This is a genomic window from Nocardioides sp. L-11A (assembly GCA_029961745.1).
In the GTDB taxonomy this organism is placed as follows: Bacteria; Actinomycetota; Actinomycetes; order Propionibacteriales; family Nocardioidaceae; genus Nocardioides.
In genome coordinates this window covers 2,437,370-2,459,053 of sequence record CP124680.1, presented here as the reverse complement: position 1 = coordinate 2,459,053, position 21,684 = coordinate 2,437,370, and the positions used below count along the sequence as shown (strand labels likewise).

The window sequence follows — 21,684 nt, the reverse complement described above, 5'->3', positions numbered from 1 at the left end:
CGCTACTCGCCCTCCGCGATCAGCAGTCCCAGCGCCTCGCTGTCCAGCCGCTGATCAGCGGCCGCCACGCCGCCGACGAGCGTCACGCCCTCCTCGCGCAGCAGGTCCGCGGGGTCGCGGTCGTCGTCCGGGTCCGACCACTGGAAGCCGGGGGCGATCCGTCCGTCGGAGGAGAGGACCCGCCACGCGTTGGCGCACTGCGTGCACTTGGAGAGGTGGGCGCCGAGCGGCTGCGGGGCGGTGCCGACGGCGTCCGCGAGGTCGCGGTACGAGGTCCACCGGCCCGGGGGCACGGCTTCGAGGATCTCGTGGAGGCTCGACCAGTCGAATCCCGCCGGCCGGTCCGCCTTCTCCCCGCGGTACTGCGCGCGGACGTCGCCGAGGCGACGACCGTCCTCCAGCAACCAGAAGTTCCAGCCGTTGGCGCCGCGGCCTCCCTTGGCGTGATAGCCGGCGCTCGACGGGCTGGTGTACGTCGTGCCCTCGAATTCGACCTGCCCGTCGGCCAGCACCGTCGCCCGGCGTCCCTCCCACTGCCCGGGACGCGAGTGCAGGACCGTGCCGGCCGGCAGCAGGCCCGCTGCGACGAGATGCTTGACCTCGACCCAGGCGTTCACCTTGGTCGAGCCGTCGCTGATCGCCCCGGTGTGTCCCTCCGGCACAGGCCAGACCGCCAACAGCAGGTCTGTCAGTACGCCAGTGCGCTCGTCGATCGTCGCCTCGTCCCAGCGGTCGGCCTCGCGGAAGTGGCGATTGAGGAGGAAGACGTCGTTCGCGACGACATGCTCCTTCTTGCTGTGCCAGGGACCGTTGGATACGGTGGTGTTGAGACTCGCCGTGAGCAGGGTCAGGTTGCCCAGCCGATGCACGTGCTCGCCCCGGGCGAGCTCGGCCTCGAGTCCCTCGACCGCCCAGTGCGTCTCCCACTTCTGCGGCAGTACGTGCTCGACGTGATAGCCGAGGCGCGGGACCTGGGGGTTGTCGTGGCGGGAGCGCAGGTGGTCCTCGACCGCCTCCAGGTAGAACCGCATCCGAGCGCGGGGGTAGCGGCGGTACGACTGCTCCGTGGCGAGGTGCGAGCGGACCTCGTCGTCGCCGGGCCAGTAGTTGGAGTTCACGTTCAGCCGGGACAGGTGGTGGCGCACGCTGTCGACCAACTCCGCGACCGGCGTGGTGCGGTTGGACTTGATGATCTCGGCGACGATCCGGCCGAGATCCGCCGACGTGAGCCGCAGCAGCTGGCGGCGTACCACCCACGACTCGAGCATCGCGAGGACGTCGTCGGCGACGTCGGACGGGATCTCCCCGGCGGGGTCGTACAGCCAGATGATCGCGGGCTTGAGCACCTCGACCCCGCCGGCGCTCATCCGGTAGAACGCCAGCTCCGGCCGGGTGAGGATCCGCGAGCTGTCGCCGGCGTGCTCGGTCCAGGTGCGATAGAGCCCCGCCTGCTCCTTGATCGCCAGGAGCAGCTCGCCCATCTTCGAACCGGCCTCGTAGTCGACGTACGTCTTGAACCGGATGAAGGTCTGTCGCGGGCTCACCTCCTCGCCGAGCCGGCTGCCCAGCCACTGGCTCAGGAACAGCGATCCGCGGCTCATCGTGTAGCGCCCGACGCTGACCTCCTGCTCCCAGAAGGCGGCCTCGAAGGGCCAGTCCTCGGCATAGGCGCGCCGGGTGTCGGCACCCTCGGCCTCCAGGCGCTGGAAGACGAAGTTCTTGATGAGGTCCGCGGCGGTCAGCGGCGTGCCACGGGCGTTGAGCGTCTCGAAGATCTCCTGCGAGTTCTCCTGCACCTGCAGGTCGATGACGACCAGCTGCAGGCCCTGGCCGACCGCCTGCGCCAGCGCGTCCGCCCGGGACCGAACCTCGTCGCCCGCACCCAGCCACTCGTCGATCCGCGCTGCGAAGAACGCGTGCGCCCGGGTGATCCGCGAGCCCGCATGCGTGAGGGAGGCATGGTGCACGGGCGCCTCCGCGTTCATCACCTCGCGGAACGCGACGCCGTCCTGGTTCGAGTGCACGAGCTTGAGACTGGCCTCGACCACCCCGCCGTAGGCCCGGTTGTGGGTCAGATCGCCGAACTGATCGGCGAGCCCGTCGAACCCCCTGCTCTCGAACACCGCCGCCGAGGCGTCGATGAACAGCTGCAGCGTCGTGAGCCGCTGCTGGCCGTCGATGACGTTCTTCGCCGGCACGGCCCCGTGCTGACCGTCGACCGCCTGCAGCACCACCGCTCCGAGGAAGTGCGACGGCTGCGTGTACGGATCCTTCAGCCGCAGCTCCGCCAGCCGCGCGATGTCCTGCCACAGCGGCAGCCACTGGTCGGCCTCGTCCCAGACATAGGGACGCTGGAACAGCGGTACGACGAGGTGCTGGGGAAGGTAGAACACGGCCTGCGGCGTGAGCACGTCGGTCTTCACGGACGCAGACTATTGAGGAGCCCGCCGGCGTCTCAGCGGTTCGGGCATTTCGCCCGGCCGGCCGCTCTAGGCCCCGTCGGCGTCCGTGAGGTTGATCTCGACCATCAGCTCGTCGGCGAGGGCCTCGAGCATCGAACGCAGGTCGTCCGTGCTCACGGTGGCGGGCGCGCCGAGAACGGCCTTCGCCTCGAACAGCCTCCCGCCGGCCATCGGCGCCTCACGGACGTCGGTGACCAGCTCCTCGATGCTCACTCCCCGGCCGGCGAGAGCGGCGGAGATCTCGGCGACGATGCCCGCGCGGTCGGCCCCCAGCAGCTCCAGGTTGATGCGCAGCGCCGGTTCGTCGACGGGTACGTCGGTCCGCTCGAGCGTCACGAGGAGACCGACGTCCTGCAGCGCGGTCAGCGCGGCGACGAGGTCGTCGGCCTTGGCGTCGGGGACGTCCAGCAGCAGGATCCCGGCGAACTTGCCACCCAGGCGCGCCATCTGGCTGCGGTTCCAGCTCGCACCGTGGGCGTGGATGGGCGCCGACAGGTCCGACACCAGCCCGGGCCGGTCGTCTCCGATGCAGGTCAGCGTGAAGGTCGCCATGAGCGCAGACTACGAGGCGCGCGCCACGAACCGGGTCAGCACCTCCGCGACGGCGACCGGCCCCTCCACCCGGTCGCACTCCACGACGACGCTGCTCTTCACCTGGTAGCCACCCCCGCGGACGTCGGCCTCGGCCACGGTCACCTGCCCCCGGATGCGAGACCCGGAGGGCACGGGAGCGATGAAGCGAACCCGGTCGAGGCCGTAGTTGACCGCCGACTCGGCATCGTCGACCGTGAACGCCTCGAAGAGGAAGCGCGACACCAGCGAGAGGGTGAGATAGCCGTGGGCGATCGTCGTACCGAAGGGACCGGTGGCGGCCCGCTCGGCGTCGACGTGGATCCACTGGTCGTCGAGGGTCGCGTGCGCGAACTCGTCGATGCGGGCCTGGTCGACCTCGATCCAGTCCGAGTGCGGCAGCGGTACGCCGACGAGGTCGGCGAGTCCCGCGCAACTGGTCGCGACCGCGCTCACATCGACATCCCGCCGTCGACGGGGAGGACGACGCCGGTGATGTAGCCGGCCTCCTCCGAGGCCAGGAAGCTCACCGCCGCGCACATCTCCTGCGGCGCGCCGAACCGGCCCAGCGGGATGGCGGCGGCGAGCTCGGCGAGCTTGTCGGCCGGGATGGAGGCGATCATCCGGGTCTCGGCGTTCGGCGAGATCGCGTTGACCGTGACGCCGAATCGGCCGAGCTCCTTGGCCGCGGTCTTCGTGAACCCGATGATCCCGGCCTTGGCCGCGGAGTAGTTCGCCTGCCCCACGTTGCCGCGCAGCCCGCTGTAGGAGGTGACGTTGATGACGCGGCCGCCGCCTTGCGCCCGGAAGTGGGGCACGGCGGCCCGGGTCAGCCGGAACGCACCACCGAGGTGCACCTGCTGGACCAGGTCCCAATCGGCGTCGGAGGTCTTCCACAGGACGCCGTCGCGCAGCAGACCCGCGTTGTTGACCACGATGTCGAGCCGACCGGTCTCCTCGACCGCGGTCGCGACGACGCGCTCGACGTCCTCGGTGTCACTCACGTCGGCGCGCACGCCCACGGCGCCGATCTCGCCGGCGGCAGCCGTGACCGCGGCCTCGTCGACGTCGGCGAGGTAGACGGCGGCGCCGCTGGCCCGCAGGGTCCGGCCGATCTCGAGGCCGATCCCCCGGGCCCCGCCGGTGACGATCGCGGTCCGGCCGGTGAAGTCGAAGCTGATGTTGCCCATGTCGTGTCTATCCCTTCGGTCAGAACCCGAGCTCGCGGCCGATGAGTTCCTTCATGATCTCGTTGGAGCCGGCCCAGATCTTGGTGACGCGGGCGTCGCGCCAGGCCCGGGCGACGCGCTGCTCGTTCATGTAGCCGTAGCCGCCGTACAGCTGGACGCAGTGATCGAGGACCTGGTTCTGGACCTCGGCCGACCACCACTTCGCCTTGGCGGCGTCCACGCTGCTGAGCTCCCCGTGGGTGTGGGCCAGCACGCACTGGTCGACGAACGCCTGGGCGACATCGATCCGGGTGACCAGGTCGGCCAGCAGGAACTTGTTGTGCTGGAAGCTGCCGATGGAGGCGCCGAAGGCCTGGCGCTCCTGGGCGTAGGCGATCGTCTCGGTCAGGATCTGGCGGGCGTGGGCGACATTGGTGACCGCGGACCCGACCCGCTCCTGCGGCAGCCACGACATCATGTGGCCGAAGCCGCCGTCGACGGTGCCGATCACGTTCTCGTCGGGGACGTGGACGTTGTCGAAGAACAGCTCGGCGGTGTCCGCCTCCGGCTGGCCGACCTTGTCGAGCTTGCGGCCACGGCTGAAGCCCTCCATCCCCTGCTCCACCACGAGCAGGCTGATCCCCCTGCTCCGGGTGCCGGGGCTGGTGCGGGCCGCGACGATCACCAGGTCGGCGTTGTAGCCGTTGGTGATGAAGGTCTTGGCCCCGTTGAGGAGCCAGCCACCCGCGACCTTCTCGGCGCTGGTGCGCAGCGCGGCCAGGTCCGAGCCGCCCGACGGCTCGGTCATCCCGATGGCCGTGACGATCTCGCCGGTCGCGCACCCGGGCAGCCAGCGGCGGCGCTGCTCCTCGGTGGTGAGCTTGACCAGATAGGGCATGACGACGTCGAAGTGGATGCCGGTGGAGGACGCGAGCGCCATGTTGACGTGGGCGAACTCCTCGTTGAGGACGGCGTTGAACCGGTAGTCCTCGGCGAGCGACCCGCCGTACTCCTCGGGGATCTCCAGGCCGAGGAAGCCCTGCTTGCCCGCAGCGAGCCAGTAGTCGCGGGGCAGCTGGCGCTGGTCGATGAACTGGTCGACGTGCGGCCAGGCCTCGCGGGCCAGGAACTCGCGGACCGCCGCACGGAAGTCCTCGTGCTCGGTCTCGAAGAGCGTGCGCTTCACCATCAGATCCTCCGGAACAGCGCGGCCAGCGCCTGGCCGCCGCCGATGCACATGGTCACGACACCGAGCTCGAGGTCGCGGCGGGCGAGGTCGTGGACGACGCGCACACTCAGGGTGGCGCCGGTCGCGCCGACCGGGTGCCCCAGCGCGATCGCGCCGCCGTAGGGATTGACCTTCTCCGGGTCGAGCCCGGCGTCGCGGATGACAGCGAGCGCCTGGGCCGCGAAGGCCTCGTTGACCTCGAAGACGTCGATGTCGCCGGGGCCGAGCCCGGTCTGGGCGAAGAGCCGCTTCAGCGCGAACACCGGCGCGTAGCCCATCAGGCCGGGCTCGTTGCCCGCGGTCGCGACGGCCTCGAGCCGCGCCAGGCCCGTCAGGCCGGCCTGCTCGGCGGCCGACGCGCGGGCGAGGACGACGGCCGCGCCGCCGTCGTTGATCCCCGAGGAGTTGCCGGCGGTCACCGAGCCGCCCTCGCGGAAGGCCGGGCGGAGGCCGGCCAGCATCTCCAGGGTCGTCTCGGGGCGGGGGTGCTCGTCGGTCGTGACGGTCGTGCTGCGCCGCCCGCCGGTCTCCACCGGCACGATCTCCTCGGCGAACGCGGCCGTCGCCGCGGGGGTGGCCGCCTTCGCCTGCGAGAGCACGGCGAACTCGTCCTGGTCGCGCCGGGACACGCCGTAGGTCTCGGCGACGTTCTCGGCCGTCACGCCCATCGGCACGTCCAGGAACGGGTCGGTCAGCATCGCGAGCGTGCCGTCGACCAGCCGCCGGTCCCCGAGGCCCTTGCGGCCGCGCGGCGTGAAGTCGTAGAACGGCATCCGCGACATGGACTCGTTGCCGCCGGCCAGCGCGAACGACGATCCGGTGACCTGCAGCTGCATCGCCGCCGACCAGATCGCCTGGAGGCCCGACCCGCACTGGCGGTTCACGCTGTACGACGGGACGCCGTACGGCAGTCCCGCCGCGACGGACACCCGGCGGGCGATCAGCCCGTCCCCGCCGACCTGGCCGATGCAGCCGACGACCACCTCCTCGATGTCCTCGGCCGCCACGCCGGAGCGGGCCAGCGCGCCGCGGGCCGCGGTCGCCCCCAGCTCATGGGCGGGGACGTCGGCGAGCGTGCCGCCGAAGCTGCCGATCGGGGTGCGCGCGCCACCGAGCACGACGATGTCTTCGAGTTCTGCCATGACGTATCCCATCGGGGTCGGAGAAGGTCGGAGAAGAGGGTGCGGCCGGACCGCGTGATTTTCTAAGCGACTGCTTAGATTCCGGGACGATTGGACCGCCTCCGCGCATCCGGCGTCAAGGACGACGGCCTGTGCCACCCGTCACAGCACCCCGGCCACTACAGTCGGCCCGTGGGTGGTCCCACCACGAGACGGGAGCGGAGAGCTGATGTCGCAGAGCCCGGCGCCCGCACGCCGCCGCCGCGGCAACGCGCGCGGCGAGCAGACCCGCTCGGTCCTCCTCGCCGCCGCCGTCCGCGCGTTCGCCGACCGCGGCTTCCACGGCACCAGCACCCGCGACATCGCACTGGCCGCCGACATGAGTCCGGCCGTCATGTACGCGCACTACGCGACCAAGGAGGATCTGCTCTTCGAGCTGTCCCTCGACGGCCACCGCTCGGTCCAGGTCCTGCTCGACGCGGAGGTCGGGCGTCACGCCTCCAACACCGACCGGCTGCGGGCCGCGGCATCCTGCTTCGGGCAGTGGCATGCGGAGTTCCACACCCAGGCGCGCGTCGTCCAGTACGAGCTCAACGCCCTCACCGCGGAGCACCTCGCCGAGGTGACGGTGCTGCGCCGGGCCATCCAGGGGCTCTTCGGGGACCTGATCCGCGCCGGCGTCGACGAGGGCGTGTTCCAGGTCGCCGACGCCGAGATGACCGCGATGAGCCTGACCTCCCTCGGCATCGACGTGGCGCGCTGGTACCGCCCCACCGGGGCCTGGACCCCCGAGCAGATCGGCCACCACCACGGCCGGCTCGCGCTGCGGGCGGTCGGCGTCGCCGACTGAGTCGCAGCCGGGTCCGGCATCCCGGAAAGTCGTGACCAGTGAACCTGCTACCCGGGTCGCCGGGACACCGAGGCTCACACCCATGACCGACATCAAGCCTGCCGCGCTGTCCCGTGCCCTGCTCGCACTGACCACCGCGGCCGTCCTCTCCGCCGGCCTCACCGCGTGCGGCTCCTCCGACGACGAGCCGGTGACCGCGGACCCGGCACCGCCGAGTGCCACCGTGGAGCCGAGCCTCACGGCAGCCCAGCAGGCGGCCTGCGACGGGCTGCTCGAGGCGGCCACGGCACTGCTCGACCTCGGCGGCTCCGGCGACGAGGGCCCGAGTGACGAGCAGCTGACCCAGCTCGGCGACCTCTTCGAGGGCCTCGCCTCCGGGCTGTCCGGCGACGAGCAGACCGCGGCGACCGCGGTCGCGACCACCCTGGACGAGGTGGTGGAGACGGGCAACACGAAGCTGCTCGAGGACGAGAGCCTCCTCGGGAGCATGCTCGCCCCCGCCGCCGCGGGGCGCACCCTGTGCGACTACGCACCCGTCGACTTCATGGCCCACGAGACGCCGGCGGCGAGCGCCGACGGCGATCCCGAGATGGCGTACATGGGCCTGCCCGACGCGCTGCCCGCCGCACGGACGAGCTTCGGGCTGACCAACGAGGGCCAGGACTTCCACGAGGCCCTGATCATGAAGGTCAGCGACTCCTACACCGGGACGATGGACGACCTGCTCCAGCTCGACGACGAGGCGATGATGCAGGCCGCCGAGATCGTCGCGGCGACGATGACCGCGCCGGGTGCGACGGCGTTCACCAACGTCGACCTGACCGCGGGCCGCTATGTCGTGCTGTGTCACATCCCCGTGATGGACGGCGCGGGTCCCGACGCGCAACCGAAGATGGGCGCATCCGGGCCGGTCTGGCACTACACCGTCGGCATGGCGCACGAGGTGACGGTCAGCTGAGCGGCGAGCCCACGGCCAGAGTGGCGCCCATCTGGTCGCGCCGCCGGCTGTTCCGCGCGGTCGGCGGCGCGACGGCGGCGCCGCTGCTCGCCCTCACCGGCTGCGACGACCGAACGGCTCCTGTCCGCCGACCCGCCCCCGCCGGCCGGGGCGGGTCGGCGGCCTACGAGGCGGGGAGCGAGCCCGGTCAGCTCGGTCCGGTCCTGCGGAGCCAGCGGCCCCGGCCCACGCCGTACGTCCGTCCGTTGCCCGTCCCCACGCCGCTGCGGCCGGTCGCCACCACGGCGACCGAGGACGTCTACGACCTGACCGCGCGCCCCGGCACGGTGCGGATCCTCGACGACGTCGACACCCCCGTGTGGGGGTACGACGGCAGCTTCCCCGGTCCGCTGTTCGAGAGTCACCGTGGCCGGTCGGTGCGGGTGCGGCTGCGCAACGAGCTGCCGGTGCCGACCGTGCGGCACCTGCACGGCGGGCACACGCCGCAGGAGTCGGACGGCTACCCCCTCGACTACGTCCTGCCCGCGGGCGCCGCGGCCACCGCCGGGGAGCATCACCTCCATCCCGGCGGCCGGGTCCACCACGGTGCGTTCGACTACGTCTACCCGCTCGACCAGCGGGCCGGGCTGCTCTGGTACCACGACCACCGGATGGACTTCAGCGGTCCGCAGGTGTGGCAGGGGCTGGTCGGGCTGCACGTCCACCGCGACGACGAGGAGGCCGCGCTCGGCCTGCCCGACGGGGACCACGAGATCCCGCTGCTGCTCTGTGACCGCTCCTTCGGCCCGGACGGTCAGCTCAGCTACCCCTCCCTGGACCCGGACCTGGCCAGCACCCCCGGCGTGCTGCCGGAGTTCGCCAACGGCGTCCTCGGCGACACCGTCCTCGTCAACGGCGTGCATGCCCCCTTCCACGAGGTCCGACAGGGGACCTACCGGCTGCGGATCGCGATCGCGAGCAACGCCCGCCACTACCGCATCGGCCTCGACCGGCCGCCCGTGGCCGGGGAGCCGTTCACGATGATCGGCACCGACGGCGGCCTGATGAGCCACCCGATGCCGGTGCGCAGCTTCGTGCTGGCGCCCGCCGAGCGCGTCGACGTGGTCCTCGACCTCACCGGCTACCCGGTCGGGGCGAAGGTCCGCCTGCAGAACCTCTCCGGCGGCAGCGGGACCACCGCCCTGGTCGAGTTCCGCGTGACCGGCCCCGACGACCGGCCGGCCTGGCGCCCGCCGGCCCGGCTCAGCCGAATCGAGCGCCTCGACCCGGCAGCCGCCGTACGCACGCGGTCGTTCTTCTTCAGCAAGGTCCCGACCGCCGGTGGACCGACCTTCCGGATCAGCCACCACATGTTCGATCCGGACCGGGTCGCGGCGGCTCCGCGGCAGGGCGACATCGAGATCTGGGAGCTCACCACGGACCAGCAGCATCCGGTCCATGTCCACAACTGCCACTTCCAGCTCCTCGGCGACGACGGGCCACTCGCCTGGAAGGACGTGGTCAGTCTCGGCGTCAACGACCGACGCCGGATCATCACCCGGTTCGACTCCTACCGGGGTCGCTTCCTGCTGCACTGCCACAACCTCGAGCACGAGGACATGGGGATGATGGCCAACTACGAGATCCGCTGAGGCGCGCTTCCCCTGCCGCGGGGGGCCGGCTCAACGGGCACCGCGCCGTCGTACCCGGCATTCCGGTCCGCCTGCCGGCACTTTCACGACCCGAACGGCGGGTACGACGAGGGCCCCCGGCACAACGGTGCCGGGGGCCCTCTCAAGCGTCAGACGGGGTACGTCAGATCGCGCGGACGTTCTCCGCCTGCGGGCCCTTCGGGCCCTGGGTGACGTCGAACTCGACCTGCTGGTTCTCGTCCAGGGACTTGTAGCCGGTGCCCTGGATGGCCGAGAAGTGGACGAAGACGTCCGGGGTGCCGTCGGCCGGGGCGATGAAGCCGAAGCCCTTCTCGCTGTTGAACCACTTGACGGTGCCCTGAGCCATTTGTTTCTCCTTGGTGTTCGTCACCCGACGACGTGTCGGGCTTGGTGCTGAAGACATCCGTCTTGCCTGATGCCCAGCTGAAACCGAAGACCAAGAGCACAAGATGAGCTGCATCCACTGTGGCTGCAGAAGGCTCCCGGGGGAACCACTTCAACGACGACAACCCTAGCACCGCATCGCCGTACGTCTAGGATCTCGACACAGTCGAAAATCGACTGCCGGACGATGGAGCCGTACCCGGAGCGCGACAAGACGGCCACGAGAGGTGTGGTCGTCGTGGCGTGGTTGGTGTTGACGGTGTCGGGAGTGCTCGAGGCGGTGTGGGCCACGGCCCTGTCCCGGTCCGAGGGATTCAGCAAGGTCGCCCCGTCGGTGGTGTTCCTCGTCGCGCTGGTGGCGAGCATGGTCGGGCTGGGGTACGCGATGCGCACCCTGCCGGTCGGGACGGCCTACGCCGTCTGGGTCGGGATCGGCGCCGCGCTCACCGTGGTCGTCGCCATGGTCAGCGGCGAGGAGCCGGTGAGCGTGCTGCGGATCCTGCTGCTGCTGGGCCTGATCGGCTGTGTGATCGGGCTCAAGCTGGCCCACTGACCGGGTTCCCCGGGCGGTCGCCGGGGTACTGCCCCGGCATGGCCGTCTTCCTCGCCTGGTCCGCCGCAGTCGTGCCCGCGGACGTGAGCGGCCCATGGACACAGCTGCTCCGGCTCGCCGACGGGCTCACGCTGGTCGAGAGCACCGAAGGCCTGTCCCGGGTCTACCACGAGCTGAAGTGGGCGCTGCCCGAGGGGACGGCCCTGCTCGTGGCCCCGCTGGCCGAACGGCCCAAGCTCAAGGGACTGCCGGACGGGACGACGACCTGGCTGCGGGACCGGATCGCCGGTCCAGCCCGCTGAGCAAGCCGTCAGCCGAGCGGCCAGCTCGCGAGGACCCGGCAATCGCCCTCGGCGTACCGGTGCAGCTCGAGCCGCTCGGCGCGGGCCCGCACCGGCAGCAGTCCCGCGAGGTCGGCCGCCACCGAGGCGGTCGACACCGCGGGGCCGAGCCGGTCCAGCGTCAGGTGGGGGACGACGTCCGCGAACTCCCCCGCATAGGGCGGGCATGCCGGGAACTCGCGCCACAGCCGGTCCGTGAGCTCGGCGAACGGCTCGGCGGGCGTGGGGACGGCGTGCACGATCCCGTCCGGGAACGCGGTCACGTCCTCGAGCACGAAGTCGAAGGCCGGGCGGGCGCGGGCGATCGCCGCGACCCGGGCCAGGTCGGTCTCCGACGGCGCCGGCAGGAAGGGCGCCAGTGCGGTGATGTGGGCGTGGGTGAAGGCCGGGTCGCGAGAGACCCAGGCCGGGTCGTAGTGCTCCCAGCGGCCGCGGATGTAGCCCTCCAGGGCGGGTACCGGGACCAGGAGCACGGTGTGGGCCACACGCGGACCTTAATGGCGCGGGGTCGTGCGACCGCCGCCGGCTCCTCGGACCGCGGCGACCGCGGGCCGCGACCAGCCTCGGACCGCGCCCCTGGGGGGAGACCATGACCGCGAAGCTGCCTGAACTGGAGGACGCCGACGAGCACGAGTGGTCGGGCCTGGTGCTCGTCCTCACCCTCCTGGCCCTCTCCGCCGCGCTGGTGATGCTCTTCACCTGAGCGCACGGCCGTGCGGGGCCGCCCCGGCGGTAGCGTTCGGCACCATGAGTGCGATCCCCGCCCCCGATCCCGACGCCCGCTCCGCAGCCGCCGAGCGCCTCGCCGGGCTGGCGACCCCGGCCGGCGCGCTGGGTCGGCTCGGCGACCTCGGCGTCTGGCTCGCGGCCACCCAGGCCGCCGTGCCGCCCCGCCCCCTGGACGACGTCCGACTGGTGATCTTCGCGGGCGACCATGGCGTCGCGCAGCATGGCGTCTCCGCCTATCCCCCGGCGATCACACCCGCGATGGTGCGCACCTTCGTGCTCGGCAAGGCCGGCGTCTCGGCGCTCGCCGCCGCCCACGGTGTCCACGTGCGGGTCCTGGACATCGGCGTCGACGACGACCTGGAGGGGGTGCCGGCGGAGGTCCGGGCCCACAAGGTACGGCGCGGCAGCGGGGCCATCCACGTCGAGGACGCGCTCACGGCCGAGGAGTGCGCACGGGCCTACGCCGCGGGTCGGGCCGTCGCCGGTGAGGAGATCGCCGCGGGCGCGCAGTTGCTGCTGTCGGGCGACATGGGCATCGGCAACACCACGCCGGCCGCCGCGATGGTGGCCGCGGCGCTAGGCCTTCCGGCGGCCGACGTCACCGGCCGCGGCACCGGCGTCGACGACGCCGCGCTGGCGTTCAAGCAGGCCCTCGTCCAGCAGGCGCTGGATCGGGTGGGCGACCGGGCCGACCCCCGCTCCGCGGATCCGCTCGACACCCTCGCCGCGCTGGGCAGCGCCGACCTCGTCGCGACCGTCGGCTACCTCGTCCGGGCGGCCGAGAGCGGCGTACCGGTCCTGCTCGACGGGCTGATGTCCGTCGCCTGCGCCCTGTACGCCGAGCGGATCGCGCCGGGCGCGTCCGCCTGGTTCGCCGCCGGTCACCGCTCGACCGAGCCCGCCCAGGCCCTGGCGCTGGAGAAGCTCGGGCTGGAGCCGGTGCTCGATCTCGGGCTGCGCCTGGGCGAGGGCTCGGGCGCGGTGGCGGCGGTCCCCGTGCTCCGCTCGGCCGTCGCCCTGCTGCGCGACGTCGCGCTGCTCGCCGACCTGATGCCCCCGGCGCAATGAGCGTCGCCGTCGTCGGTCGCAGCCTGCGGCTGTCGATCGGGATGCTGACCGCGCTGCGCGTGCCCGCGGTCCTACGGGTCACGCCCGGCGTCGCCACCGGCGCGCTCCTGCTCGCCCCGCTCGCCGTCCTCCCCCTCGGCGCCGTCGTGGGCGGCGTGATCTGGGCCGGCGGCCGTCTCGACCTGCCCGCGCTCGCGGTGGCGTTCACCGCGCTCGCCGCGCTCGCCGTCGGCAGCCGGGCATTGCATCTCGACGGCCTGTCGGACGTCGCCGACGGGCTCACCGCGTCCTATGACCGGGAGCGGTCGCTGGCCGTCATGAAGGGCGGTACGGCCGGCCCGGCCGGTGTCGCCGCCCTCGTCCTCGTGCTCGGGGCGCAGGCCGCCGGGCTGACCTGGTTCGTCGGCCTCGGCGGGGAGGTGCGCACCGCGGTCGTCGCCGGCGCCGCCGTCTGCGCCTCCCGCGCCGCGCTGTGGATCACCGCCTGCACGCTCGCTCCTCCCGCCCGCGTGGACGGGCTCGGCGTCACCTTCACCCGCCGGGTTCCGGTCCTGGTCGCGGTCGTGGGCTGGGTCGGCCTGGCCGCGCTCGCGGCGCTGGTGGACCCGGTGCGCGGGCCGGTGACCGTGGCCGTCGCGGCGCTGCTCGTCGCGGCCCTGACGGTCCACACCGTCCGCCGCTTCGGCGGGGTGACCGGCGACGTGTTCGGTGCGGGCATCGAGCTCGCGCTGGCGGTGCTGCTGATCGGACTGGCAGGGGTCTAGGACCGCGCGCTGTAACACGCTGTCTCCCCGACTACCCAACGCTTCTCAGCGGATCTCCTGCGAATCTCGGACCGATTCTGCGGACAACCGCCGGACAGACGGGCGGACAGCGTGTTACTGGGGTGGCGCGCCTGGGTCAGAGCTTCAGCACCCGCCCCGCGATCACCAGGTGCACCTCGTCGCAGACCGCCGCGACGCGCTGGTTGATCGTGCCGAGCAGGTCTCGGAAGAGGCGCGCCGACCGGTGCGCGGGTACGACGCCGAGGCCGACCTCGTTGGTCACCAGCACGACCGGGAGCCCCGTCCCCGTCACCGCGGCGAGCAGCGCGTCGAGGTGCCCGAGCACATGGGTCTCGATCTCCCCCGCCGCCGCCTCCCACAGCCCGGCGTCGTCGATCACCCCGGTCAGCCAGGTGCCGAGGCAGTCGACCAGGACGGGGCCGTCGGCCGCGCCGAGCACCCCCGCGACATCCCGGGTCTCGGCGGTGGACCAGGTGACGGGCCGGCGCGCGCGATGGACCGCGATCCGCGCCGCCCAGTCGGCGTCGTCGTACGCGGGTCCGGCAGCGACATAGGTGACGCTGGGGGCGTCGGCGAGCAGGGACTCGGCGTGGCGGGACTTCCCGGACCGGACGCCGCCGGTGACGAGGACCTTCGCCGCCCCGCTCACGGGAGCGTGAAGGCGACCTTGCGGGTCGCCAGGTCGGCGGTGGCGAGGGTGACGGTGACGTCCTCCCCGAGCGGCAGCGGCTGCTCCGAGGTGACGGGGGCCTCGACCCCGACCTCGGCGAGGACGACCACGCCGGTGGTCAGCTCGTCGTCGCGCACACTGGTGACGACGCCGTCGAACTCCTTCCCGACCCGGTCGGCCAGCACCGCCGCCTCGATCAGGTCGAGGACCGCCCGCTCGTAGGACCCGGCCCGGCTGGCGGAGTCCTGCAGCACCTTGGGCAGCCCGGGCAGCGCGGCGGACACCCAGTCGGGGACAGGCGTGCCGGCGCAGATCGCCAGGCAGATCTCGCCGGCGTACCTGTCGCCGAGGCGGCGCAGCGGCGCGGTGACGTGGGCGTACTCGGCGGCGATGGCGGAGTGGCGGCTCTGCTCGGGCAGCTCGCCGTCGAAGGCGGCGTACCCGCTGCCGCGCAGCAGGCGGGTGCAGGCGACCACCATCGCCTGGTGCTGCGAGACCTCCGGATCGAGGGAGCGCACGAACGCCGGGTAGTCCATGTCCTGCGGCCAGGAGATGCGCAGGCCCTTCGCCACGCGGCGCAGCCGGGCGACGTCGCGCGGGTCGGCCGGCGGCAGGGTGCGGAGCATCCCGACCCGGGCCCCGGCCATCAGTGAGGCCGCGGCCATGCCGGTCAGCAGGGAGATCTGCGCATTCCACAGCTCGACCGGCAACTGCTCGCGGAACACCAGCTGGAAGCCGCCGTCGGTCTCGTCGACCTCCTGCTCGGGCAGGGGCAGCGAGATGCCGCCGCGGGCGACCTCCTGCTGCTCGCGGAGCCGGCCGATCTCACGGAGCAGCTCGAGCACCTCCGTTCCGGGGCCGGCGGTGCCGTCGTCGAGCGCCCGCTGCGCCTCGACGTAGGACCACCGGGCGGTCGAGCGCACCCGGGCCCGTTCGACCCGGACATCGACCTGCGCGCCGGTCGCGTCGAGCCGGATCGTCCACAGCAGCGCCGGGCGGACCTGGTCGGGCAGCAGCGACGCCGCGTCCTCGGACAGGACGGGCGGGTGCAGCGGGATCCGGGTGCCGGCGCCGTAGAGCGTCTCGCCGCGCCTGTTGGCCTCCACGTCGACCGGGTCGCCGGGACGGACGAACGCGGCGACGTCGGCGATCGCGTAGTGGACGACGTACCCGCTGTCCTTGTCGCCGGGGCGGCCGCGCTCGAGATGCAGTGCCTGGTCGAGGTCCATCGATCCCTCGGGGTCGATGGTGAGGAAGGGCAGGTCGGTGCGGTCCAGCTCGGGGAGGACGACCTCGTCGGCCGCGCGCTCCGCCGCGGCGGTGACCTCGGCCGGGAAACCGGCCGGCAGGTCGAGCTCCGCGGCGATGGCCGCCAGGCCCTCCTGGATCTCGGGGGAGCTCGCCTTGACCCGGACCACGAGATTGCTCGGCATGCCTGCGACCCTATCCTTGCGCCCGTGCTGATCCTGCTGCCACCGAGCGAGGGCAAGGCCGTTCCGCGACGCGGCCGGGTGCTCGACCTCGCCTCGCTGTCCTCGCCCGCGCTCACCGACGCGCGCGGCGAGGTGCTCGACGCCCTGGTGACGCTGTGCCGGGAGGACCCGGCCAAGGCCGCCGAGGTGCTCGGCCTCTCCGCCGGCCAGGCCGACCTCGTCGCGCGCAACGCGGCCCTGCCCGGCGCGCCGACCGCGCGGGCGGACCGGATCTACACCGGCGTCCTGTACGACGCCCTCGACGTCGCCACGCTGTCGGCCGGCGCCAAGCGGCGGGCCACCGCGCGGGTCGCGGTCGCGTCCAGCCTGTTCGGCATGGTCCGCCTGGGCGACCGGATCCCGTCGTACCGGCTCTCCGGCGACGCCTCCCTCCCCCGCCTCGGTCCGGTCGCCGCGGTCTGGCGCGACGCACTGCCGGACGCGATGGCCGAGGCGCTCGGCCGCGGGCTGCTGGTCGACCTGCGCTCGGGGATGTACGCGAGCTTCTGGAGGCCCGGTCCCGACCTGGCCCCGCGCGTGGCGACCGTGCGGGTGCTGCACGAGCAGGGCGGCACCCGCAAGGTGGTCAGCCACTTCAACAAGGCCACCAAGGGCCGGATCGTGCGGGCATTGCTGGAGGACGGGGCCGATCCGCGCACCCCGGCCGCCCTCGCCGGCACCCTGGAGCGGCTGGGCTGGACCGTCGAGGTCGGTGCGTCCGGCCGGACCGGGACCCAGCTCGACGTGGTCGTCAGCGAACTCTGAACCGTCGTACCGGACATCCCGGTCGCGAATTCGCCCGGATCACGACAGGAATGTCCGGTACGACGGCAGACCGAGCCGCTACCAGCGCCCCGTGTCGCGCAAGGTACGCCGGCCCGGCGCGAGCGCGTTGAAGAACCGCATCGAGCCCTTCTGCTCGCCGGTGCGCGGGTCCGCGTAGAACGCGAGGACGGAGACCGCGGCGGGGGCGAGCTCCATCCGGAACAGCGTCTCCAGCGGGGCGTCGAGCGCGTGCGCGACGAGGGTCTTGATCGGGGTGACGTGGCTGACGAGCACCACGGTGCGGCCGGCGTGGGCCTCCAGCAGCCGGGCCAGGCCGGCCAGCACCCGCTGCTGCACGGTCACGAACGACTCGCCGCCCGGGGGCGCGGCCGTCAGGTCGGCGAACCACGCCTCCATCCGCTCCTTGTCGCGCTCGGCGACCTCGGCGAAGCTCAGCCCGTCCCACTCGCCGAACTCCATCTCGGCGAAGGCCGGCTCCTCCTCGACGCCGAGACCGAGCGCGGCGGCGACGATGTCCGCCGTCTCGCGGGTACGCCGGACCGGCGAGGCCACGACGACGTCGACGCTCTCCTTCAGCTCGGTGAGCCACTGCGCCACCTCGCTGGCCTGCGCGCGGCCCTCCTCCGACAGCGCCGGGTTGTCGCCACCGAGCCCACCGGAGAACCGGCGCCCGGTCGTGTGCGGGGTGACGCCGTGGCGGACCAGCACGATCGTGGTCGCCCGCCCGGGGCCGGTCGAGGGCGACGAGGCCTCCTCGGCCGCGGACTCCGGCTCGTCCGGGATGCCGTCGCCCGGCACGCTGACACCGGAGCGGGTGCCGTCGAGGGCCTCGTTCGCGAGCCGGTCCGCGTCGGCGTTGCGGGCGCGCGGCACCCAGGTGTACGTCGTACCGGCGGGGGCGAGGGCCCGTGCCTCGGCCGCGAGTACCTGCATGTCGGGGTGCTTGATCTTCCAGCGTCCCGACATCTGCTCGACGACGAGCTTGGAGTCCATCCGCACCTCGACCCGCGCGCCGGGCGCGTGCTCGACGGCGAGGGCCAGGCCGGCGACCAGGCCGGAGTACTCCGCGACGTTGTTGGTCGCGATGCCGAGCGTGCGGGCGTCCTCGGCCAGCACCGCCCCGGTGGCCGCGTCGCGCAGCAGGGCGCCGTACGCCGCGGGGCCCGGGTTGCCGCGGGACCCGCCGTCGGCCTCGACGACGACGCGCGACACGGCCCGGTCGGTCACAGACCGCTCTCGGGGGTGCGGACCAGGATCCGCTGGCACTCCTCGTGCCGCAGCACGGTCTCGGCGGGGGTGGCCCGGATGGCCGCGAGCTCGCCGGCGTCGAGGGTGAGCTGGCAGCCGCCGCACTGGCGGGCCCGGAGGGCGCCGACGCCGATGCCGCCCTTGCTGGCACGCAGCTTCTCGTAGAGGGCGAGCAGGTCCGCGGGGATCTCGGCGACGATCGTCTCGCGGCCGCCGGAGACCGTCGCGATCTCGGCGTCGAGGGCGGCGATCTTCTCGTCGCGGGAGGTGGTGAGCACGCCCAGCCTGCCGTCGAGGTCCTCGACCGCGGCGGTCAGCTCGGCCAGCGCCGACTGCGCCTCCTCGAGCTGCTCCATGACCTCGAGCTCCTCGTCCTCCAGGGTCGTGATCCGGCGCTCCAGGGATTCGAGCTCGTGCTGCATGCGCTCGAGGGCCTTGGGGTCGGCGACGGCGCCGGAGTCCATCCGCTCGCGGTCGCGGGTCCGGCGGGCCCGGACCTGCTCGACGTCGGCGTCGGCCTTGGCCTGGGCCGTGGCGAGGTCGTCGACGACGATGCGCTGGTCGCGCAGCCGGCCGTCGACGTCGACCCGCTTGCCGAGCAGGTCCTTGATCTCCGCGGCCTCGGCCGGGTTGCCGCGCTGGTGGCGCAGCTGGTCGACCTGCGCGTCGAGGGCCTGCAGATCGAGCAGGCGGAGCTGGGCGGCGGGGTCGGCGTTCACAGGTGCATCCTCACAGGCGCATTGTCCAAGGGTCGGTGGAGATCGCGCTCACCCGGGTCTCCACCGTCTCGCCGAGCGCCCCGAGCGCACCGCGCAGCAGCTGGTCGACGACGGGCAGCCAGGTCCACTCGGCCGCCCAGTGCGCGACGTCGATGAGCGCGGGGCCGCCCTTCTCGAGGAACTCCGCGGCCGGATGGTGGCGCAGGTCGCTGGTGACGTAGACGTCGGCGTCGGAGCCGGCGAGCCGGTCGAGCAGGAAGTCGCCGGCGCCCCCGCAGACCGCGACCCGGCGTACCGGGCGGTCGGGGTCGCCCGCCACCCGCACGCCGTGCCGGGTCGGCGGAAGCGCCGCGGCGACCGCCTCCGCGAAGCCGGCCAGGGTGGTCGGCTCGACGGTGCCCACGCGACCGGTCCCCACGTCGGCGAGCTGCGGGTCGGCGAGCTCCACGACGTCGTACGCCGGCTCCTCGTAGGGATGGGCCGCGAGCATCGCGCGGACCACGGCCGCCCGGCGTCCGCGTGGCAGGACGACCTCGATCCGGACCTCGTCGACGGTCTCGAGCTCACCGACCGTGCCGATCATCGGGCTGGCGCCGTCGAGAGGCCGGAACCGACCCTCACCGGGAGCGCTGGTGAAGGACGCGAAGTCGTAGTCGCCGATCCGGCCGGCCCCGGCCTCGGCGACCGCGGCCCGCACCGGCGCGGCCGCGTCGGAGGGGACGAAGACGGTGAGCTTGTCGAGCGGCCCCGAGGGCCCCGTCGGCGCCGGGATGATGGGGCTGAGGTCTTTGAGGCCCAGCGCGACGGCGAACGCCTCGGACACGCCGCCGACGGCCTGGTCGGCGTTGGTGTGGGCGGTGAGCAGCGCGCAGTCCGCCTTGGCCAGCGTGTGCAGGGTGCGGCCCTTGGGGGTGGTGGCCGCGACGCCGTGGACGCCCTTGAGGAAGAGCGGGTGGTGGACGAGCAGCAGGTCGGCCTTCCAGTCCGCAGCCTCCGCGGCGACCTCCGGGGTGGGATCGACGGCCAGCAGCACCTTCTTCACCGGCTGCTCCGGGTCGCCGTACACGAGCCCGACCGCGTCCCAGCTGTCGGCGGTCGCGGGCGGGTACCAGCCGTGGACCAGGTCGACGACGTCCTTGAGGGAAGGCATGGCGGTCAGGCTACCGAGAGGTCGCGACGCCGAGGTTGCTATGGTGCCGGTGCCAGCGAAGGGAACCCGGTGTGAGTCCGGGACTGACGCGCAGCGGTGTGGGTGACGGCCGGAGCATTGATGTCACTGGACCTCCAGGGGTCTGGGAAGACGCTCCGAACCGGGTGATCCCGAGTCCGAAGACCTGCTGGCCCTTGCGGCCACCCGTCGCGAGGTCGATGAGGGGCGATCGCGAGGAGCCCCGGCCTCGAAGGACCACCATGGCGCAGACTGCGCGGAGCCGACCCGACCGGTGCCCCGGTGTCGTGCACCCGTGGCCCGCCGACGACGGCGGGCTGGTGCGGATCCGGGTCCCCGGGGGCCGGGTCGCGCTGCCGGCGCTACGGGCGCTGGCCGAGGTCGCCGAGAGGTACGGCGACGGCCGGGTGCGGGTCACCGGGCGGGCCAACCTGCAGGTGCGGGCCATGCCGCTGTCCCCCGCGGGCCTCCTCGACGACGACGCGCTGGCCGCGCTCGAGGCGACCGGACTGCTGCCCTCACGTGCCCACGACCGGGTCCGCAACGTGCTGGTCTCGCCGCAGACCGGTCTCGCCGGCGGCCGCGCCGACCTGCGGCCCGTGCTCGCCGCTCTCGACGCGCTGCTGTTGGCCGACGACGCGCTGGCCGGCCTGCCGGGCCGGTTCCTGTTCACCCTCGACGACGGCCGTGGTGACCTCGCCGACAAGCACCTCGACCTCGGCCTGGTCGCGCTCGACGCCGCGACCGCCCAGCTGCGGGTCGGCGAGCGGTGGGGCGGCGTGGTCCCTCTCCACGACGCGCCCGCCGCCCTGGTCGCGCTGGCGCGGGCCTTCCTCGCCGCCCGCGGCACCGGGCCGCATGCCCCGTGGCACGTCCCCGAGCTGTCCGTCCCCCTCGCGCCGCCCGTCCCGCCCGCACCTGGCGCCGCCGCCGCGACCGGGCCGCTCCCCCTCGGCCCGGTCGCCGGGGGCCGGCATCTCGCCGTCCCCGACGACGGGCTGGACCCGACGACCATCGCGGCCTGGACCGCACCGACCGTGATCGTGACGCCCTGGCACGGCGTGCTCATCCCCGAGGAGAACCGATGACCGAGCTCACCGCTCCCCCGCGACGCTACGACTATGTCGCCGACGGCCCGGCGATCTACGTCGACTCGTTCGCGACCATCCGCCGCGAGTCGGACCTGTCCCGGGTGCCGGCCGAGGCCGAGAAGGTCGCGGTCCGGATGATCCACGGCAGCGGGCAGACCGACCTGGTCCGCGACCTGGTCATCCACCCACGGCTGGTGCCCGCTGCCCGGGCGGCGCTCGACGCCGGCGCGCCGATCCTGTGCGACGCCCGGATGGTCGCGATGGGGATCACCGCCGGCCGTCTGCCCGCCGAGAACCCGGTGCACTGCTTCCTCACCGACGAGCGGGTGCCGTCGCTGGCGGCCACGTGGTCGACGACCCGTACGGCGGCTGCGGTGTCGCTGTGGGAACCGCTCCTCGACGGCGCGGTGGTCGCCATCGGCAACGCCCCCACCGCCCTCTTCCACCTGCTCGAGCTGATCCTGGCCGGTGGCCCGCGACCGGCCGCCGTCGTCGGCTGCCCGGTCGGCTTCATCGGCGCCGCCGAGTCCAAGGACGCACTCGCCTCCTTCGCCGACGAGCACGGAATCGACATCCCGTTCGTCACCGTGCGCGGTCGCCGCGGCGGTTCCGCGATGGCCTCCTCGGCGGTCAACGCCCTCGCCCAGGAGGAGGAGTGAC

General features: G+C 73.1%; 23 protein-coding genes and 2 riboswitches. Of the genes, 10 read left to right on the top strand and 13 right to left on the bottom strand.

Going from position 1 to position 21,684, the window contains the following annotated elements; translation table 11 throughout:
• Positions 1-2 precede the first annotated feature (2 nt).
• The 6 genes from QJ852_11705 to QJ852_11680 form a co-directional block, all read right to left on the bottom strand.
• Positions 3-2,423, bottom strand: a complete 2,421-nt coding sequence (locus QJ852_11705) for a DUF262 domain-containing protein (protein ID WGX99084.1) — start codon at positions 2,421-2,423, stop codon at positions 3-5.
• Between the two features lie 66 nt (positions 2,424-2,489).
• Positions 2,490-3,014: an ACT domain-containing protein gene (locus tag QJ852_11700; GenBank protein ID WGX99083.1), complete on the bottom strand. Its 525-nt coding sequence runs from the start codon at positions 3,012-3,014 to the stop codon at positions 2,490-2,492.
• A gap of 9 nt (positions 3,015-3,023) precedes the next feature.
• On the bottom strand, positions 3,024-3,488 hold the full coding sequence (locus tag QJ852_11695) for a MaoC family dehydratase (GenBank protein ID WGX99082.1): 465 nt from the start codon (positions 3,486-3,488) through the stop codon (positions 3,024-3,026).
• A complete protein-coding gene (locus QJ852_11690) occupies positions 3,485-4,222 on the bottom strand; it encodes an SDR family NAD(P)-dependent oxidoreductase (protein WGX99081.1) in 738 nt (245 codons plus the stop codon). Before QJ852_11690 ends, QJ852_11695 begins: the two co-directional genes overlap by 4 nt.
• Positions 4,223-4,241: 19 nt before the next feature.
• Positions 4,242-5,387, bottom strand: coding sequence for an acyl-CoA dehydrogenase family protein (locus QJ852_11685; protein ID WGX99080.1), 1,146 nt, complete (start codon positions 5,385-5,387; stop codon positions 4,242-4,244).
• Between the two features lie 2 nt (positions 5,388-5,389).
• On the bottom strand, positions 5,390-6,571 hold the full coding sequence (locus QJ852_11680) for a thiolase family protein (GenBank protein ID WGX99079.1): 1,182 nt from the start codon (positions 6,569-6,571) through the stop codon (positions 5,390-5,392).
• Between the two features lie 208 nt (positions 6,572-6,779).
• Between QJ852_11680 and QJ852_11675 the strand changes: the two genes are divergently transcribed.
• The 3 genes from QJ852_11675 to QJ852_11665 all read left to right on the top strand — a co-directional run bounded on the left by QJ852_11675 (position 6,780) and on the right by QJ852_11665 (position 9,989).
• Positions 6,780-7,400, top strand: a complete 621-nt coding sequence (locus QJ852_11675) for a TetR/AcrR family transcriptional regulator (protein WGX99078.1) — start codon at positions 6,780-6,782, stop codon at positions 7,398-7,400.
• An 82-nt stretch (positions 7,401-7,482) separates the two neighbouring features.
• Positions 7,483-8,358 carry a hypothetical protein gene (locus QJ852_11670; GenBank protein WGX99077.1) on the top strand — a complete coding sequence of 292 codons (876 nt, stop codon included), beginning with the start codon at positions 7,483-7,485 and terminating at the stop codon, positions 8,356-8,358.
• Between the two features lie 20 nt (positions 8,359-8,378).
• A complete protein-coding gene (locus QJ852_11665) occupies positions 8,379-9,989 on the top strand; it encodes a multicopper oxidase family protein (protein ID WGX99076.1) in 1,611 nt (536 codons plus the stop codon).
• 163 nt (positions 9,990-10,152) lie between these two features.
• On the opposite strand, the gene QJ852_11660 is transcribed toward QJ852_11665, so the two are convergent.
• The gene (locus QJ852_11660) at positions 10,153-10,356 is read right to left on the bottom strand and encodes a cold-shock protein (GenBank protein ID WGX99075.1); all 204 of its coding nucleotides are present in this window, start codon (positions 10,354-10,356) and stop codon (positions 10,153-10,155) included.
• A gap of 198 nt (positions 10,357-10,554) precedes the next feature.
• Positions 10,555-10,617, top strand: a riboswitch (guanidine-III (ykkC-III) riboswitch).
• Positions 10,618-10,632: 15 nt separating this feature from the next.
• Here QJ852_11660 and QJ852_11655 point away from each other — a divergent pair.
• Together QJ852_11655 and QJ852_11650 are read left to right on the top strand one after the other, a co-directional pair.
• Positions 10,633-10,947 carry a multidrug efflux SMR transporter gene (locus QJ852_11655; protein ID WGX99074.1) on the top strand — a complete coding sequence of 105 codons (315 nt, stop codon included), beginning with the start codon at positions 10,633-10,635 and terminating at the stop codon, positions 10,945-10,947.
• A gap of 38 nt (positions 10,948-10,985) precedes the next feature.
• Positions 10,986-11,249 (top strand): hypothetical protein, encoded by a 264-nt coding sequence (locus QJ852_11650; GenBank protein ID WGX99073.1) that lies wholly within the window; start codon positions 10,986-10,988, stop codon positions 11,247-11,249.
• A gap of 8 nt (positions 11,250-11,257) precedes the next feature.
• Here the strand turns inward: QJ852_11650 and QJ852_11645 are convergent, their stop codons facing one another.
• Positions 11,258-11,773 carry a 2'-5' RNA ligase family protein gene (locus QJ852_11645; protein ID WGX99072.1) on the bottom strand — a complete coding sequence of 172 codons (516 nt, stop codon included), beginning with the start codon at positions 11,771-11,773 and terminating at the stop codon, positions 11,258-11,260.
• Between the two features lie 262 nt (positions 11,774-12,035).
• On the opposite strand from QJ852_11645, the gene cobT reads away from it, so the two are divergent.
• Entirely contained in the window at positions 12,036-13,085 is a 1,050-nt protein-coding gene (gene cobT / locus QJ852_11640; protein ID WGX99071.1) for a nicotinate-nucleotide--dimethylbenzimidazole phosphoribosyltransferase, read from the top strand.
• On the top strand, positions 13,082-13,849 hold the full coding sequence (locus tag QJ852_11635) for an adenosylcobinamide-GDP ribazoletransferase (GenBank protein WGX99070.1): 768 nt from the start codon (positions 13,082-13,084) through the stop codon (positions 13,847-13,849). The genes cobT and QJ852_11635 overlap by 4 nt, the downstream gene beginning before the upstream one ends.
• A 136-nt stretch (positions 13,850-13,985) precedes the next feature.
• Here QJ852_11635 and cobU read toward each other — a convergent pair whose 3' ends face one another.
• A complete protein-coding gene (cobU, locus tag QJ852_11630; protein WGX99069.1) occupies positions 13,986-14,519 on the bottom strand; it encodes a bifunctional adenosylcobinamide kinase/adenosylcobinamide-phosphate guanylyltransferase in 534 nt (177 codons plus the stop codon).
• Positions 14,516-15,973: an RNB domain-containing ribonuclease gene (locus tag QJ852_11625; GenBank protein WGX99068.1), complete on the bottom strand. Its 1,458-nt coding sequence runs from the start codon at positions 15,971-15,973 to the stop codon at positions 14,516-14,518. The genes cobU and QJ852_11625 overlap by 4 nt, the downstream gene beginning before the upstream one ends.
• Positions 15,974-15,997: 24 nt before the next feature.
• On the opposite strand from QJ852_11625, the gene yaaA reads away from it, so the two are divergent.
• Positions 15,998-16,777: a peroxide stress protein YaaA gene (gene yaaA / locus QJ852_11620; protein WGX99067.1), complete on the top strand. Its 780-nt coding sequence runs from the start codon at positions 15,998-16,000 to the stop codon at positions 16,775-16,777.
• A gap of 78 nt (positions 16,778-16,855) precedes the next feature.
• Here yaaA and QJ852_11615 read toward each other — a convergent pair whose 3' ends face one another.
• The 3 genes from QJ852_11615 to QJ852_11605 are packed head-to-tail and all read right to left on the bottom strand — an operon-like array spanning position 16,856 to position 19,915.
• Positions 16,856-18,025, bottom strand: coding sequence for a bifunctional RNase H/acid phosphatase (locus QJ852_11615; protein ID WGX99066.1), 1,170 nt, complete (start codon positions 18,023-18,025; stop codon positions 16,856-16,858).
• On the bottom strand, positions 18,022-18,765 hold the full coding sequence (locus QJ852_11610; protein WGX99065.1) for a C4-type zinc ribbon domain-containing protein: 744 nt from the start codon (positions 18,763-18,765) through the stop codon (positions 18,022-18,024). The genes QJ852_11615 and QJ852_11610 overlap by 4 nt, the downstream gene beginning before the upstream one ends.
• A 10-nt stretch (positions 18,766-18,775) precedes the next feature.
• Positions 18,776-19,915 (bottom strand): Nif3-like dinuclear metal center hexameric protein, encoded by a 1,140-nt coding sequence (locus QJ852_11605; protein ID WGX99064.1) that lies wholly within the window; start codon positions 19,913-19,915, stop codon positions 18,776-18,778.
• A 30-nt stretch (positions 19,916-19,945) separates the two neighbouring features.
• Positions 19,946-20,122, top strand: a riboswitch (cobalamin riboswitch).
• 53 nt (positions 20,123-20,175) lie between these two features.
• Here QJ852_11605 and QJ852_11600 point away from each other — a divergent pair.
• The gene (locus QJ852_11600; GenBank protein ID WGX99063.1) at positions 20,176-21,021 is read left to right on the top strand and encodes a nitrite reductase; all 846 of its coding nucleotides are present in this window, start codon (positions 20,176-20,178) and stop codon (positions 21,019-21,021) included.
• The gene (locus QJ852_11595; protein WGX99062.1) at positions 21,018-21,683 is read left to right on the top strand and encodes a precorrin-8X methylmutase; all 666 of its coding nucleotides are present in this window, start codon (positions 21,018-21,020) and stop codon (positions 21,681-21,683) included. The genes QJ852_11600 and QJ852_11595 overlap by 4 nt, the downstream gene beginning before the upstream one ends.
• The last annotated feature ends 1 nt before the right edge of the window (position 21,684 follow it).

What these genes read in the sequence shown, in the direction of transcription:
- QJ852_11700 (WGX99083.1), bottom strand. Translation starts at nt 3,014, where the DNA reads ATGGCGACCTTCACGCTGACCTGCATCGGAGACGACCGGCCCGGGCTG.
- QJ852_11690 (WGX99081.1), bottom strand. Translation starts at nt 4,222, where the DNA reads ATGGGCAACATCAGCTTCGACTTCACCGGCCGGACCGCGATCGTCACC.
- QJ852_11680 (WGX99079.1), bottom strand. Translation starts at nt 6,571, where the DNA reads ATGGCAGAACTCGAAGACATCGTCGTGCTCGGTGGCGCGCGCACCCCG.
- QJ852_11675 (WGX99078.1), top strand. Translation starts at nt 6,780, where the DNA reads ATGTCGCAGAGCCCGGCGCCCGCACGCCGCCGCCGCGGCAACGCGCGC.
- QJ852_11670 (WGX99077.1), top strand. Translation starts at nt 7,483, where the DNA reads ATGACCGACATCAAGCCTGCCGCGCTGTCCCGTGCCCTGCTCGCACTG.
- QJ852_11660 (WGX99075.1), bottom strand. Translation starts at nt 10,356, where the DNA reads ATGGCTCAGGGCACCGTCAAGTGGTTCAACAGCGAGAAGGGCTTCGGC.
- QJ852_11650 (WGX99073.1), top strand. Translation starts at nt 10,986, where the DNA reads ATGGCCGTCTTCCTCGCCTGGTCCGCCGCAGTCGTGCCCGCGGACGTG.
- cobT (WGX99071.1), top strand. Translation starts at nt 12,036, where the DNA reads ATGAGTGCGATCCCCGCCCCCGATCCCGACGCCCGCTCCGCAGCCGCC.
- QJ852_11635 (WGX99070.1), top strand. Translation starts at nt 13,082, where the DNA reads ATGAGCGTCGCCGTCGTCGGTCGCAGCCTGCGGCTGTCGATCGGGATG.
- QJ852_11625 (WGX99068.1), bottom strand. Translation starts at nt 15,973, where the DNA reads ATGCCGAGCAATCTCGTGGTCCGGGTCAAGGCGAGCTCCCCCGAGATC.
- QJ852_11605 (WGX99064.1), bottom strand. Translation starts at nt 19,915, where the DNA reads ATGCCTTCCCTCAAGGACGTCGTCGACCTGGTCCACGGCTGGTACCCG.
- QJ852_11600 (WGX99063.1), top strand. Translation starts at nt 20,176, where the DNA reads ATGGCGCAGACTGCGCGGAGCCGACCCGACCGGTGCCCCGGTGTCGTG.
- QJ852_11595 (WGX99062.1), top strand. Translation starts at nt 21,018, where the DNA reads ATGACCGAGCTCACCGCTCCCCCGCGACGCTACGACTATGTCGCCGAC.